This window comes from Methylobacterium sp. AMS5, from assembly GCF_001542815.1.
GTDB lineage: Bacteria > Pseudomonadota > Alphaproteobacteria > Rhizobiales > Beijerinckiaceae > Methylobacterium.
On the sequence record NZ_CP006992.1, the window covers coordinates 666,496 to 679,426 of the forward strand.

At 70.6% G+C, this 12,931-nt stretch carries 12 protein-coding genes; 6 read left to right on the forward strand and 6 right to left on the reverse strand.

The window, feature by feature from the left end:
* Positions 1-9 precede the first annotated feature (9 nt).
* From Y590_RS03080 to Y590_RS03105, 6 genes are all read left to right on the forward strand, one after another.
* On the forward strand, positions 10-933 hold the full coding sequence (locus Y590_RS03080; RefSeq protein WP_060768594.1) for a VWA domain-containing protein: 924 nt from the start codon (positions 10-12) through the stop codon (positions 931-933).
* Entirely contained in the window at positions 933-1,871 is a 939-nt protein-coding gene (locus tag Y590_RS03085) for a tetratricopeptide repeat protein (protein WP_060768595.1), read from the forward strand. Before Y590_RS03080 ends, Y590_RS03085 begins: the two co-directional genes overlap by 1 nt.
* Positions 1,865-3,190 (forward strand): BatD family protein, encoded by a 1,326-nt coding sequence (locus Y590_RS03090; protein WP_060768596.1) that lies wholly within the window; start codon positions 1,865-1,867, stop codon positions 3,188-3,190. The genes Y590_RS03085 and Y590_RS03090 overlap by 7 nt, the downstream gene beginning before the upstream one ends.
* A gap of 87 nt (positions 3,191-3,277) precedes the next feature.
* Entirely contained in the window at positions 3,278-4,360 is a 1,083-nt protein-coding gene (locus Y590_RS03095; protein ID WP_060768597.1) for a catalase family protein, read from the forward strand.
* Positions 4,361-4,484: 124 nt separating this feature from the next.
* The gene (locus Y590_RS03100; protein WP_060768598.1) at positions 4,485-4,817 is read left to right on the forward strand and encodes a hypothetical protein; all 333 of its coding nucleotides are present in this window, start codon (positions 4,485-4,487) and stop codon (positions 4,815-4,817) included.
* Between the two features lie 50 nt (positions 4,818-4,867).
* A complete protein-coding gene (locus Y590_RS03105; RefSeq protein ID WP_245517573.1) occupies positions 4,868-5,836 on the forward strand; it encodes a DMT family transporter in 969 nt (322 codons plus the stop codon).
* On the opposite strand, the gene Y590_RS03110 is transcribed toward Y590_RS03105, so the two are convergent.
* The 6 genes from Y590_RS03110 to Y590_RS03135 all read right to left on the reverse strand — a co-directional run bounded on the left by Y590_RS03110 (position 5,812) and on the right by Y590_RS03135 (position 12,728).
* Entirely contained in the window at positions 5,812-6,102 is a 291-nt protein-coding gene (locus Y590_RS03110; RefSeq protein ID WP_060768600.1) for a hypothetical protein, read from the reverse strand. The genes Y590_RS03105 and Y590_RS03110 overlap by 25 nt on opposite strands.
* Positions 6,103-6,411: 309 nt before the next feature.
* Positions 6,412-7,467, reverse strand: coding sequence for a hypothetical protein (locus Y590_RS03115; protein ID WP_060768601.1), 1,056 nt, complete (start codon positions 7,465-7,467; stop codon positions 6,412-6,414).
* Positions 7,468-7,712: 245 nt separating this feature from the next.
* Complete coding sequence (gene msrB, locus Y590_RS03120) at positions 7,713-8,129, reverse strand: peptide-methionine (R)-S-oxide reductase MsrB (protein ID WP_060768602.1); 417 nt, start codon at positions 8,127-8,129, stop codon at positions 7,713-7,715.
* Between the two features lie 103 nt (positions 8,130-8,232).
* Positions 8,233-9,390 carry a YihY/virulence factor BrkB family protein gene (locus Y590_RS03125; protein ID WP_060768603.1) on the reverse strand — a complete coding sequence of 386 codons (1,158 nt, stop codon included), beginning with the start codon at positions 9,388-9,390 and terminating at the stop codon, positions 8,233-8,235.
* Positions 9,391-9,522: 132 nt separating this feature from the next.
* A complete protein-coding gene (locus Y590_RS03130) occupies positions 9,523-10,989 on the reverse strand; it encodes an HWE histidine kinase domain-containing protein (RefSeq protein WP_060768604.1) in 1,467 nt (488 codons plus the stop codon).
* A 206-nt stretch (positions 10,990-11,195) separates the two neighbouring features.
* Complete coding sequence (locus Y590_RS03135) at positions 11,196-12,728, reverse strand: malonate--CoA ligase (RefSeq protein ID WP_060768605.1); 1,533 nt, start codon at positions 12,726-12,728, stop codon at positions 11,196-11,198.
* Positions 12,729-12,931 lie beyond the last annotated feature (203 nt).

The window sequence follows — 12,931 nt, forward strand, 5'->3', positions numbered from 1 at the left end:
GGGAATCGCATGATCGAATCCCTCACCCTCCTGCGCCCGCTCTGGTTCCTGGCGATTCCCGTCGTGGCTCTGCTCGCATTGCGGGCGGCGTGGCGCTCGGCACCGCTGGGCGACTGGAGCAAGGCGGTCGATCCGCACCTGATGGCGCTGTTCGCCCGCCGCGGCGCGGTGCTGGGCGGGCGGCGGCAAGCCAACATCGCCGCCGCGCTCGCCGCCGGCATCCTGGCGCTGGCGCTCACCGGCCCGGCCATCGAGCGCCCGGAGGCCTCGACCTTCCGCAACCTCGACGCCACGGTGATCGTGCTCGACCTCTCCCGCTCGGTCACCGAGGGCGGGCGCTTCAAGGAAGCGCGGCAGGCGGCGGAAGCGGTGGCGGAGGCCGCGGGCACCCGCTCGCTGGCGCTGATCGTCTATGCGGGCGACGCCTATACCGCGCTGTCGCCGACCAACGACCGCGAGAGCCTCGCCACCACCCTGTTCGCCCTCGATGCCGACACCGTGCCCGACCGGGGCAGCCACCCGGAACGCGGGCTGGCGCTGGCCCGCCGGACGCTGGCCGAGGCCAACGTCGTCGCCGCCGACGTCGTGCTCATCTCCGACGGCGACGGGATCGGTCAGGCGGCCGAGCGCGAGGCCGCCGCGATCCGGGACAAGGGCTGGCAGCTCCACGCCCTGTTCGTGCCCGCGGGCAAGGCGCTGCCACCCGGCGCGCCGCGCCCCGACCGGACCGCCCTCGACCGGCTCGCGAGCGCGGGCGGCGGCCGGGCCGCCGACATCGATGGCTCCGAGGCGGTGCTCGACCGTGTCGGCGCCTCGACCGCCCAGCACCTCGCCGCGAACGGCTACGGCGTGCTCGCCTTCGCCGATCTCGGCCGCTGGCTGCTGCTGCTGGCGCTTCTGCCCGCCCTCCTCCTGTTCCGACGGAGCGCGTGATGCTGGCGTCCTTCTCGCCCCGCCCCTTCGCTCGATCGACCTCGCTGCGGCGGATGCTGCCCGTCGCCTTCCCGCGCAACTGGCGGCGGCTCGCGCGCATCGCCGGGCTTGCGCTCGCGGGCGGCGGCCTCCTCGGATTGCTGCTCGTGTCGGAGCCGCGCACGACGCTGGGCCGCTTCCTGATGGCGGCCGGTCTGCCCGGCGCGGCCGTTCAGGTGTTCGACACCCCCGCATGGCGCGCCGCCGCCCTCTACGAGGCCGGGCGCCACAGTGAGGCGATTCCGTTGTTCCGGGCGCAGGGCAAGCGCGGCGCCTACAACCTCGGCAACGCGCTCGCCCGCTCCGGCGACCTGCAAGGTGCGCTCGAGGCCTACGACGAGGCGCTGACCTACAACCCGCGCGACGCCGACGCGCAGGCCAACCGCTCGTTGATCGCCAAGGCCCTGGAAGAGGAGATCGACCGCGGCAAGGGCGGCGGCATCGCCAACGCCTCGGCGCAGTACGGCGCCCGCTACAACAACACCGCCAATCAGGACCAGAACGACGACATCCGCGCCACCGCCAGCGGCGAGGGTCTGGCCGGCAACAAGGAAGGCGGCTCCTCCGCCTCGCTGCCGGGTACGAGCCCGGTGGCCCGCCGCGGCAAGGCCGAGCAGCAGGCGCTCGATTCCGGCAAGGGGCAGGCCCGCGGCTCGGCGAGCGACGCCGCCGGCCGCGGACGCCAGGGCGCCGGCTCGGCCATGGTCGCCGCCGCGCCCGAGCGCGAGGCGCGCCGGGTCACCAAGAGTTTCGAGGCGCACGAGATCCACCCCGACCGGCTCTGGCTTCAAACCCTGCCGGACGAGCCCGGCCGCTACCTGAAGCTGCGCCTCAAGGCCGAGCAGGCCCGCCGCATCGAGGCCGGCACCGCCATCCCGGGAGGCAGCAACCCGTGGTAACTTTTTTCGACTCGTTCAGGCGGGCCCTCCTCTCCCGAAGAGGGGAGAGGGGAACGCTCGCGACCCTCCTCCTCATCCTGCTGGCCTTGGCCGCCCCCGCCCACGCCATCGAGCCCGGCGACCTCACCCTCACCGTGACGCCCGATCTCCCGAACGGCGCGCAGCCCTATGCCCGCGAGATGGTGCTGCTGCGCCTGCGCGGGGTCTACCGCACGCAGATTCTGCTGGAGGAGGTGCGCCAGCCCGCACTCGTCAACTTCTCCTGGACCCAGCTCGGCCGCGACAACTGGGGCCGCACGCGGATGCCCGACGGGCAGATGGCGCTGGAATTCGAGCGCACGATCGCAGTCTTCCCCCAGCATACCGGGACCTTCACCATTGAGCCGTTCATCCACCGCCTGACGATCAATGACAACGGCGAGCGCAAGCAGATCGATGTGCGCTCCGAGCCCGTCCCCTTCCCCGTGGCGGCCTGGACGGGCGCGAGCGGCGGCCCCGATGCGGCGGAACCGTGGTGGCTGCCGGCGCGGGACGTGGCGATCACCGATTCCTGGGACCCCGACCCCGAGACGCTGAACCAGGGCGAGACCGCACGCCGGATCGTCACGCTGGAGGCGCAGGGCATGCTCGCCGAAGGGCTGCCGCCGCGCCCCGTGATGCGCACCCGCGGCATCATCACCTTTGCCGGCCCGGTGAAACGCGAGACGATCATCACGCCCTCCGGCCCGGTGGCGCGGGCGACCTACCAGTGGGACATCAAGAAGGGCGTGGCCGAGGTGATCCCGCTCGACGCGATCAAGATCCCTTGGTTCGACACGCTCACGCGCACCCTGCGCGAGACCGAGATTCCCGCCCGCCAGATCGGCGGCGGTCTCGCCGACTGGGCGGAGGATCTCAAGGAAGCGGGGCCCGCCGCCTGGTCCGCGCTGGCCGCGGCGGCGCTCGCCGCTTTCGGCCTTGGGCTCGCGCTGATCGGCTTCCGCACCGGTCCGGGCTGGCTGCAACTCGACCGCGGTCACGCCCGTGCCCTGCGGCTGGCGGCGGCCGCGGGCGACGCGTCGACTTTTCGGACGGTGCTCGGCCGTGCCGCGCAGGCGCAGCCGGATCTCGCCGCGCTCTGGCAGGCGGAGCCGGATCTGGCACGCGACCTCGCCGCCCTCGACCGGCAGGTGTTCGGCCCTGCCGCGTCCGGCGCGGACCCCGTCGATCTGCCGGGCCTCGCCCGGCGGCTCGGCCGGCGCCGGAGACGCGGCGCCTCCGCAGCGCGCGCGCCCGCTCCCCGGCTGGCGCCCCTCGACGGCCCGGTCGCGCAGGCGTGACCGGCTGGCTCTGAACAGCCGCGACCGGCCTCGGTTTGGATCCAGACCGACCCTGTCAGGGCCGGCAGATCCACCACGAGGCCGGACGTGAGCCCTGGAAGCCCGATTCCCTATCATCCATCCGTCGAACAGCCCCGCACCGACGAGGCCGACATCCACGCGCAGATGCTCGCGACTTTCGCGAAAATCCAGGAGACCACGTTCAAGGATTACGGCCGGGCGGTGCGGGGCGTTCATGCCAAGGCGCACGGCCTTCTCACCGGTCGGCTCGAGATCCTGCCGGGGCTGCCGCCCGAACTGGCCCAAGGGCTGTTCGAGAAGCCCAGCGCCTACGAGGCTTTGCTTCGCTTCTCCACCAATCCCGGCGACATCCTCGACGACAGCGTCTCGACCCCGCGCGGCCTCGCGCTGAAGGTCGTCGGCGTCGAGGGCGAACGCCTGGAGGGGGCTGAGGGCCTGAGCCAAGATTTCGTGATGGCCAACGCCCCGGCCTTCACGGCGCCGGACGACGCGGCCTTCCTCAAGAGCCTGAAGCTCCTGGCCGCGACCACCGACACGCCGCAAGTCTTCAAGAAGGCGTTCTCGGCGGTCCTGCGCGGCGTCGAATCGGTGCTCGAAGGCCTCGGCACCCGGAGCCCGACCCTGATCGCGATGGGCGGCCAGCCCGAGACGCACATCCTCGGCGAGACGTTCTACAGCCAGGTTCCGCTGCGCTGGGGCGCCTACGTCGCCAAGGTCGCGGTCGCACCGGCCTCGCCCGAACTGACGGCGCTGACGGGCGCGAGCCTCAACGTCAACGGCCGGCCCAACGGCCTGCGTGAGGCGGTGACCGCCTTCTTCGCCGAGAACGAGGGCGTGTGGGAGCTGCGTGCACAACTGCGCACCGACGAAGAAACGATGCCGGTCGAGGATGCCGCGAGGCCCTGGCCCGAGGAGGCGAGCCCCTATGTCGCCGTAGCTCGACTCATCGTCCCGCGGCAGGACGCGTGGAGCGAGGAGAAGGTGAGGCAGATCGACGACGGGCTCGCCTTCAATCCCTGGCACGCGCTCGCCGCGCACCGGCCTCTCGGCGCGATCATGCGCGCGCGCCGGGCCGTCTACCCAACCTCCGCAGGCTTCCGGGCCGCGCATAACGGCTGCCCGATCCACGAGCCGGGCGCGCGAGGGTGAACGACAGCGGAGCGGCCTCCGTCCCGTCTTCGTATGATCTGCGGCCGAACACGCCTTTCTCGGCATGCGGCCAAGCACCGGCGGCGTGATACGGTTTCCGCGGGGCGAGCGGGAAGGAGGCTGGATGCGAGGGATTCCGGCACTTCTCGCGCTGCCGGCTCTGGTTTTCCTGGACGCTCTGCTCGTCGGCGGGATGTTCCTTTACCAACCGGCCGGCGGCGAAGTCTTCACCGTCGTGCTGCTGGCCGGTGCATTGGCCGCCGCCGTCACGCGGCGGCGCTGGCTCCTGTTCGCGACGCAGAACCTCGTGACGGCGTTGGCGGCCGTGCGTCTGGTGCAGTTGACCGATCCCATCGAGCCGGGGGAGAGCATTCCGATCCTGGTCGCCCTGTCGCTCGGCAACCTCCTGGCGTGGCTGGTGGCGGGCGCCTTCCGGCGGCGACCCGGCTGGATTTGAGACCCGCTCGGACTCGTCCGCCACCGCGCGACAAAGGAACCGACGTGACCGTGAGACAGCCCGCGGCGGCACCGACGCCCGCCCGCGATCCGCGTCGCCTCGTCGGCATCGCCCTGATGTGCGTCGCGCCGGTGTTCTTCGCCAGCCTCGATGCCACGGGCAAGGTGCTGGCGGGCGCGGGCGTCGATCCGCTGCTCACCACCTTCATGCGCTACGCGGTCAACGTCGCGCTGGTGACCGCCTTGATCAATCCGGTGACACGGCCGGGCGTGGCCCACTCGCGGCGCCTGCCGCTCCAGATCCTGCGCTCGCTGCTGCTGTTCGGCTCCACCGCCTGCAACTTCCTGGCGCTACGCTCGCTCCAACTCGCCGAGACGATCTCGATCCAGTTCGCCGCGCCGCTGACCGTCGCGCTGCTCGCAGGGCCCATGCTGGGCGAATGGTCGTCGCGGATGCGGCTCGCGGCGGTGGCGACGGGCTTCGTCGGCGTCCTCGTCATCGTGCGGCCGGACGCGCTGGCGGCCAAACCGGCGATCCTGTTCAGCCTCGGCGCGATGCTCTGCTACGCGGTCTACGTGATCGTGACGCGCAAGCTCGCCGCCCACGATTCGACGGCCACGACGGTGTTCTACACCGGGCTCGGCGGGCTCGCGGTGATGAGCCCTCTCCTCCCGTGGATCTGGACGGCACCGGCCTCGGGCACGGTCTGGGCGCTGCTGATCGCGGTCGGGCTGTTCGGCACGATCGGCCACTGGCTGCTGGTGCTGGCCCATGCGCGGGCACCGGCAAGCCTGCTCGCACCCTTCATCTACACGCAGATCCTGTGGTCGGTGCTGCTCGGCTACCTGCTGTTCGGAGACGTGCCGAGCGCCTGGACGATGCTCGGCGCCGGCATCATCGTCGCCTCGGGCCTCGCCCTGCTGAGCGAGGATGCCTGGGTGCGCCGACAGGCGCGGCGGAGACAGACCGCTCCCCCGCGCATGTCCACGCGCACTCAGCGGTGGCGGTGGTGGCGATGATGGTGACGGCGGTGATGGTCATGGCGGTTCGAGCGCATCCGGGTGCGGTAGGCGCGCCGGCCGGGATCGATGCCGAGCACGCCGTTCACGCCGCCCACGGCACCGCCGACGGCGCCACCCACGATTCCGCCGATCGGACCGGCGACGCGATCCCCCTCGGCCGCGCCGCGACGCATCCCGCCGGGAATGCCCTGGGCCTGAGCCTCACCGGCGATCGGCAGGAGGCAGAGCATCAGCCCCGCGGCAGCAATGGCGAAACGTCTCATGGCGGCGATTCCTCTTTGGGAATGAACACTTGCCGGTGCTTCACCCGACAGGTTGCAACCGGATGCCAGCCAACGAAGCGTCGCCCTTGCCGGTTCCGGCCGACCGCCTCGCCATCCCCAAGATCCTCGCCCCAAGATCCTCGCCCCAAGATCCTCGCCCCAAGATCCTCGCCCCAGGGTCGGTGACGAACGGGGGCGTTCCGCTCCGCCTCGCAGACAAGCTTCCGTCATTCGAGGCCCTGCAACGAAGAACGCCGGCCCCTTGCGGGAGCCGGCGTTCCAAAAATCCTTCGACCCGGCCGGAGCCGGTCAGGTCTGCTGCGTGCGGCGGGGCCGAACCTGCCAGCGTTCGAACGCCTCGGTCACTTCCTCGTCGCGGCCCGGCTCCTGCGGGTTGCGGATCGCGGCGCCGAGCGCCTTCGAGAGGCTCTCGATCACGTCGTCGATGCGCGCATCCGGCGGCAACCGCTCGCCGGACTCGGCGGCAGGCTTCTGCCCCTCGGCGGTCTCGGCCGCGGGCTGAGCCTCCTCGGGCCTGGCGGCCTCCGTCGGTGCAGGCTCTTCGATAGCGGCCGGCTCGGGCGCCGGTGCTTCGGCGGGTGCAAGCTCCTCGGCCTTGGAGGCTTCGGGCGTCGGTTCGGCAGCGGCCGGGAGAGGCTCTTCGGAGGCCTGAGGCTGCTCCTCAGACTTGGTCTCGGAAGGCGTAGCCGGCTCCGCCACCGCCGCCGCGAGGAGCGCCTCCGGAATCGGCGCGGGCTTCGGCGGCTCGGACGGACGCGCCGGAGCGTCGCGCGGGGGCGACACGGGCTTCGACGGGGTGAAGGGCGGACGATTGGAGCCGAAGCGCGGCTCGATCAGGTCGAGCACCGCATCGAGGGCAGCGTTGCTCAGGGGGATGTCGCCCGGATTCGGAACGCCGGTGATCGCGATCGACTGGCCGTCATAGGCCTTGTCCGTCGTCACTTCGGCGCCGAACCAGACCGGCGGCGTGAAACCCTGCGCGGCGGCGGCATCGGAGAAGACGAGGCTGACGATGTCGAGGCCCGACGGACGCACGTAGCGATCGACCAGCGCCTCGACCGAACCACCGAGCGAGACCGTGGTGCGCTCGTAGACCGCCCGGCCCTGGCAGACGTCGAGGAGGGCGTCGCCGTGGGCGCGCGGCACTTCGGTGCGCTCCTCGGCCATCGCCCCCTCGGCGCCGGTCATCAGCACGAGGAAGCAGTTGGTGCCCTGCAGCCGCACGAACGAGGTCCGCCCGGCCTGCGGCGCGAAGTAGCCTTCGGTGACGCGGGACCCGCCCCGCTCCTTCCGCAAGAGACGGACCAGAGAGGGCGCCACGAGAAACCGGCGAACGACACTCATTCACTTCCCTCCGCGGGTCGGCACGCACCGGTCCGGGACCGCCCCCGGACACTCGGCCTTCGGGGCGCCGATCCCGAACGGGATCGGCTGCCGCCCACCGTATTGGACATGGGCGGTCCGCGAAGACCGGGGCGTTAACCTGTTCTTCACATGGACCTTCATGGCGAAGTGATGGGCCCGAAACAACCACGCGGCAAGCCTGGAGGCCGAAAAGGCGTGGAATTCATCGGGTCGATCCCATGAATTCAGCCCTCGGGTTCGAAGCCGAGGGCGACGCCGTTCATGCAGTAGCGCAGGCCCGTCGGGGCCGGCCCATCCTCGAAGACGTGGCCGAGATGGCCCTTGCAGCGGGCGCAATGCACCTCGGTGCGGGTCATCCAGTGGCTGCGGTCGACCGTCGTCTCCACCGCCTCGTCGAGCGGCGCGAAGAAGCTCGGCCAGCCGCTGCCCGACTCGTACTTGGTGCCGCTCTCGAACAGCGGAGCGCCGCAGCCGGCGCAGACGAACGTGCCGGGGCGCTTCTCGGCGTTGAGGCCGCTCGTGCCGGCCCGTTCGGTGCCGTGCTCGCGCAGCACGCGGTACTGCTCCGGCGTCAGCGCCGCGCGCCATTCCTCTTCCGTGCGGATCTCGGGATCTGTGCCGATGACGTCGGATCCGGCCATGTCGCGTTCCTCCGGTGCTTTTCTCGTTTGGCAAGATGGTGCCGGGCACCGCTTGTCACGAGTGCGACCCTCCCGCGCAAGAACGGATGATGCGTTGTTCGCCTCAGGCCGCCGCACCCACGGTGTCGGCCATGCGCGCACCCCGCTGCCCCAGCGGCTTCTGCGGACTCGTGGTCGAATCGCGGGCGGTCTGGTGCTCGATCTCGGCGTTGATCTCGCCGCCCAGCAGCACGATCGTCGCCGAGATCCAGATCCAGGTCATGAAGCCGATCACGGCGCCAAGCGAGCCGTAGGTCTCGTTGTAGTTGCCGAAGTTGGCGACGTACCAGGAGAACATGATCGAGGCGATGAGCCAGAGCAGGCCCGCCACCACGCTGCCGGCGCCGACCCAGCGCCAACGCGCCCGCTCCCGGCTCGGGCCGTAGCGATAGAGCACGGCCAGCCCGCCGAGCAGGACGAGGAGCAGCACCGGCCAGCGCGCCATGGCGATGAGGCGGGCTCCGTCGCCGAGGCCGAGGAAGTTGAACACCACCGGCAGTACGACGATCGAGATCAGCGCCAGGATGGTGAAGAGCAGCGCACCCGCGGTGAAGGTAAGCGAGCGGACGTTGAGCCAGAAGAAATTGCGCTTCTCCTCCTCCTCGTAGACGACATTGAGCGCATCGAACATCGCCTTCATCGCGGCGTTGGCGCTCCACAGCGACAAGGTCAGGCTGGTGAAGAAGGTGAAGCCCAGCGCACCGCCCCCCTTGGTGGCGATGCGCTTCACCTGCTCGCCGATGATCTCGGTGGCGCTCTCCGGCAGCACGCCGTGCAGGGTGGAAAGGTGGACGTTGATCGTGTTCACGTCGGCCACGAGCCCGTAGCAGGTGACGAGCGCGGCAATCGCCGGGAACAGCGAGAGCAGGGTGTAGAAGGTCACGCCCGCCGCGACCGAGAGCACCCGGTCCTTGTTGAATTCGAGGTAGACCCGCGTGGCGATATCCCACCAGCCGGGCGACGGGATCTCGCCGGGATGGTCGGCGGCGCGCCCCCGATCGGCTTGCGTCGCCGCGACCCAGCGGGCGGAGCGCCCCTCGTGGGAATGGGCGCCGCCGTTGCGCTCCTTGGCCTCCTCGGCCGCAGGCTCGTCGTCCGCGTCGGGCCGGCGCCGGGACGCGGCGGCGAGCGCGACCAGCGCCGCACCCATCATCAGGGTCCAGAGCACGGAGGCCGTGCCTTCCGCGGGCAGGCGGGGCGGAGTCTGGGGGGAGGACGGCATGATTCGCGGGGTCGGGCGCAAGCGCCTGGATGAGACGCCGTTCAACCCCGGATCAGGCTTGGCCGTTCCCTCGAACCGCCGCGCATCCACCGGAAACGCCGGGACGGGAGACGGCTTCGGCGCGCGTGCCCCTCAGGCGACCTCGCGCTCGGGCAGCGGCGCCTCGAGCGTGAGGACGAGGCCGCGGCTGCGGTAGTCGATTTTGGCCTCGCCGCCGAACTCGGCCGCCAGGACCCGCTCGATCATGCGCGTGCCGAACCCGATCCGCGACGGCTTCTCGACCGGCGGACCGTCGAATTCCTCCCAGCGCATCAGCAGGCGCTTGGACGCATGACCCTCGACGTCCCAGTTGAGGATGATGCGGCCCGAATTGTTCGAGAGGCCGCCATACTTCACGGCGTTGGTGGCGAGTTCGTGCAGCGCCATCACCACGGCCAGCGTCAGGCGGGAGGTGAGGCGCACCTCCGGCCCGCCGAAGCGGATGCGGTTGCGCGGGCTGACCCGGAACGGCTGCAGGGCGCTCTCCACCGCCTCGGCGAGGGTCGCCCCGGCGGTGGCTTCCGAGGTGAGGATGTCGTGGGCGGTGGCGAGCGAATTGAGGCGCGCGTCCAGCGTCCGGCGGGCGTCGTCGAGCGAGGCGGCGTTGCGCAGGGTCTGGTGGGCGATGGATTGGACCGTGGCGATCGAGTTCTTCACCCGGTGCTTCATCTCGGCGGCGAGCAGGCTGCGCTGCTCGTCGGCCCGCTTGCGGTCGGTCACGTCCAGCGAGATGCCGGCCATGGAATGCGGCGCTCCGTCGGCCCGGTAATAGGCCCGGCCGCGCAACTGCACCCAGCGCACCTCGCCGCCGGATGCCGTGACACGGTGCTCGACGTCGTAATCGCTCCGACGGTCGATGGCCGCCTGCATCGCGGCCTGCATCCGCTCGCGATCCTCCGGCACCACCGCCTCGACGAGGTCGTCGTAGCTGAAGGGCTCGCCGAGCGGGCGCCCGAAATTCTCTTTGCACAGGTCGGAGGCGACGAGCCGGCGCTCGGCGAGATCGAGGGACCAGGCACCGAGCCGGCCGGCGGCCAGCATGAATTCGAGGCGGTGCTCGCTACGGGTGAGGTCGTCGTTGCGGCGCTCGACCTCCTGCTCCAGGGCGTCGCGGTCGCGCTGGAGCCGGACCATCCGGTCGCGCTCCAGGGTCACGTCGAACTGCGAGGCGAAGAAGTAGGTGAGTTGCCCCTCGTCGTCGAAGACCGGCGAGATCAGCAGGCGATTCCAGAAGACCTCACCGCTCTTCTTGTGGTTGAGAAGGTCGATCTCGACGGGCACGCGCCGCTCGATGGCGTCACGGATCCGGGCGACGTCGCGCGGATCCGTCTCCGGCCCCTGCAGGAAGCGGCAGTTGCGCCCCAGGATCTCTTCGCGGCTGTAGCCCGTGAGCTTGCTGAAAGCTCCGTTGACGAAGACGATCGGGTTGTCGGGCCGGTGCGGGTCGGTGATCAGCATCGGCATCCGCGTCGCCTTGACGGCGGCGGCGAACGGGTCGGAGCTTTTGGAAACGCGGACCAGTTCAGCCTCGATCCGGTCCTGCTCGGCACTCTTGGTCACGTTCGGACGAAACTCCGAGGGTTCAAGACTGAAAATACATGGACCGCCATCGCGTCCACGCCACCGGGACGCAGGCCCCCCGGAGCATGGGCGGGCTCATAACACCGGTCACCGCCAGCATCGCATCACAGGCTTGAGAGCGCCAGCGCGCGGCACTCTCGACGGGTCCTGACAGGAGAACCCGCCGACGCGCGCGGGCGACGGCGTCAGCCGCGGTAGAGGTCGGCGTGGGTCTCGCGCAAAAGGTTCTTCTGCACCTTGCCCATGGCGTTGCGCGGCAGTTCGGCTGCGAACAGCACCCGCTTGGGCCACTTGTACTTGGCCAGCCGCCCTTCCAGCGCGGCGAGGACCGCCGCCTCGTCGGGCGCGCCCTCACCCGGCACCACCACCGCCGTGACGCCCTCGCCGAAATCGGGATGGGCCAGACCGATCACCGCCGATTCGACGACGCCGGGCAGCGCGTCGATCTCGACCTCGATCTCCTTCGGGTAGACGTTGTAGCCGCCGGTGATGATGAGGTCCTTGCCGCGGCCGACGATGTGGACGTAGCCGTCGCGGTCGATCTTGCCGAGATCGCCGGTGATGAAGAAGCCGTCCACCTTCAGCTCGGCGGCGGTCTTCTCCGGCATGCGCCAGTAGCCCTGGAACACGTTGGGGCCCTTCACCTCGATCATCCCGACTTCCTCGGGCCCAAGGGGCGCGCCGGTTTCGGGATCGACCACGCGCAGGGTCACCCCCGGCAGCGGAAAGCCGACCGTGCCGGCCCGCCGCGCGCCCTCGTAGGGGTTCGAGGTGTTCATGTTGGTCTCGGTCATGCCGTAGCGTTCGAGGATGGCGTGGCCGGTACGCTGCGCCCATTCCCGGTGCGTCTCGGCGAGCAGCGGCGCGGAGCCCGACACGAACAGGCGCATAGGGGCCGCCGCCTCGCGGGTGAGGCCGGGCTCCTTGAGCAGCCGCGTGTAGAAGGTCGGCACCCCCATCATCGCGGTGGCCCGCGGCATCAATTCGAGGATCTTCTTCGCATCGAGCCGGGGCAGGAACAGCATCGTGCCGCCGGTGGCGAGCACGATGTTGGTGGCCACGAACAGCCCGTGGGTGTGAAACACCGGCAGGGCATGGATCAGAACGTCGCGCTCGGTGAAGTGCCAATACTGCGCCAGCGTGAGCGCGTTGGAGGCGAGGTTGTCATGGCTCAGCATGGCGCCCTTGGAGCGCCCGGTCGTGCCCGAGGTGTAGAGGATCGCCGCGAGGTCGTCGGCCCCGCGGGGCACGTCCGCGAAGTCCGGGCTCGCCGCATCGGCGGCCTCACTCATGCTGCCGCACCCGGATGCGTCGAGGGTGCGGACCTGCTTCACCCCGGCCTCCCGGGCGACCGCCGACAATTCGGCCTCACGGGCGGGATCGCAGACGAACAGGGCCGGCTCGGCATCACCGAGGAAGTAGGCGACCTCGGGTCCCGTGTAAGCGGTGTTGAGCGGCAGGAAGACCGCCCCCGCCCGCACCGCGCCGAGATAGAGGAAGATCACCTCGGCGCTCTTCTCGACCTGCACCGCAACCCGGTCGCCGGGCTTCACGCCAAGGGCCTGGAGCGCGCTGGCATAGGCGCCGGAGCGAGCCAGAAGGTCGGCATAGGTATAGCGCGCGCCCTCCGAGGTCTCGATGAAGACCTTGGCGCCCGGATCGGCCGGGCAATGGGTGCGCACGAGGCCGAACAGGTGATTGACGATCGGTTCGGCCATCGCGCGCTTCCTCACCAAATGCCCTGGGATCGATGTTCTTGCGACGGATCCTTGCGGCGGATCCTTGCCCTCCGCATTGGCGCGGGCGCGCGCTTCGTTCAAGCGGGAACGACCGGGAAGACGGCCAGGCGGTCGCAAGGCCGTGCCCGCTGTCATACCAAATCCGATCGATCCCTGCGGGATGGCGGATTTGGACCTCGCTC

What these genes read in the sequence shown, in the direction of transcription:
- Y590_RS03125 (WP_060768603.1), bottom strand. Translation starts at nt 9,390, where the DNA reads ATGCCGTCCTCCCCCCAGACTCCGCCCCGCCTGCCCGCGGAAGGCACG.
- Y590_RS03135 (WP_060768605.1), bottom strand. Translation starts at nt 12,728, where the DNA reads ATGGCCGAACCGATCGTCAATCACCTGTTCGGCCTCGTGCGCACCCAT.
- Y590_RS03080 (WP_060768594.1), top strand. Translation starts at nt 10, where the DNA reads ATGATCGAATCCCTCACCCTCCTGCGCCCGCTCTGGTTCCTGGCGATT.
- Y590_RS03100 (WP_060768598.1), top strand. Translation starts at nt 4,485, where the DNA reads ATGCGAGGGATTCCGGCACTTCTCGCGCTGCCGGCTCTGGTTTTCCTG.
- Y590_RS03110 (WP_060768600.1), bottom strand. Translation starts at nt 6,102, where the DNA reads ATGAGACGTTTCGCCATTGCTGCCGCGGGGCTGATGCTCTGCCTCCTG.
- Y590_RS03085 (WP_060768595.1), top strand. Translation starts at nt 933, where the DNA reads ATGCTGGCGTCCTTCTCGCCCCGCCCCTTCGCTCGATCGACCTCGCTG.
- Y590_RS03115 (WP_060768601.1), bottom strand. Translation starts at nt 7,467, where the DNA reads ATGAGTGTCGTTCGCCGGTTTCTCGTGGCGCCCTCTCTGGTCCGTCTC.
- msrB (WP_060768602.1), bottom strand. Translation starts at nt 8,129, where the DNA reads ATGGCCGGATCCGACGTCATCGGCACAGATCCCGAGATCCGCACGGAA.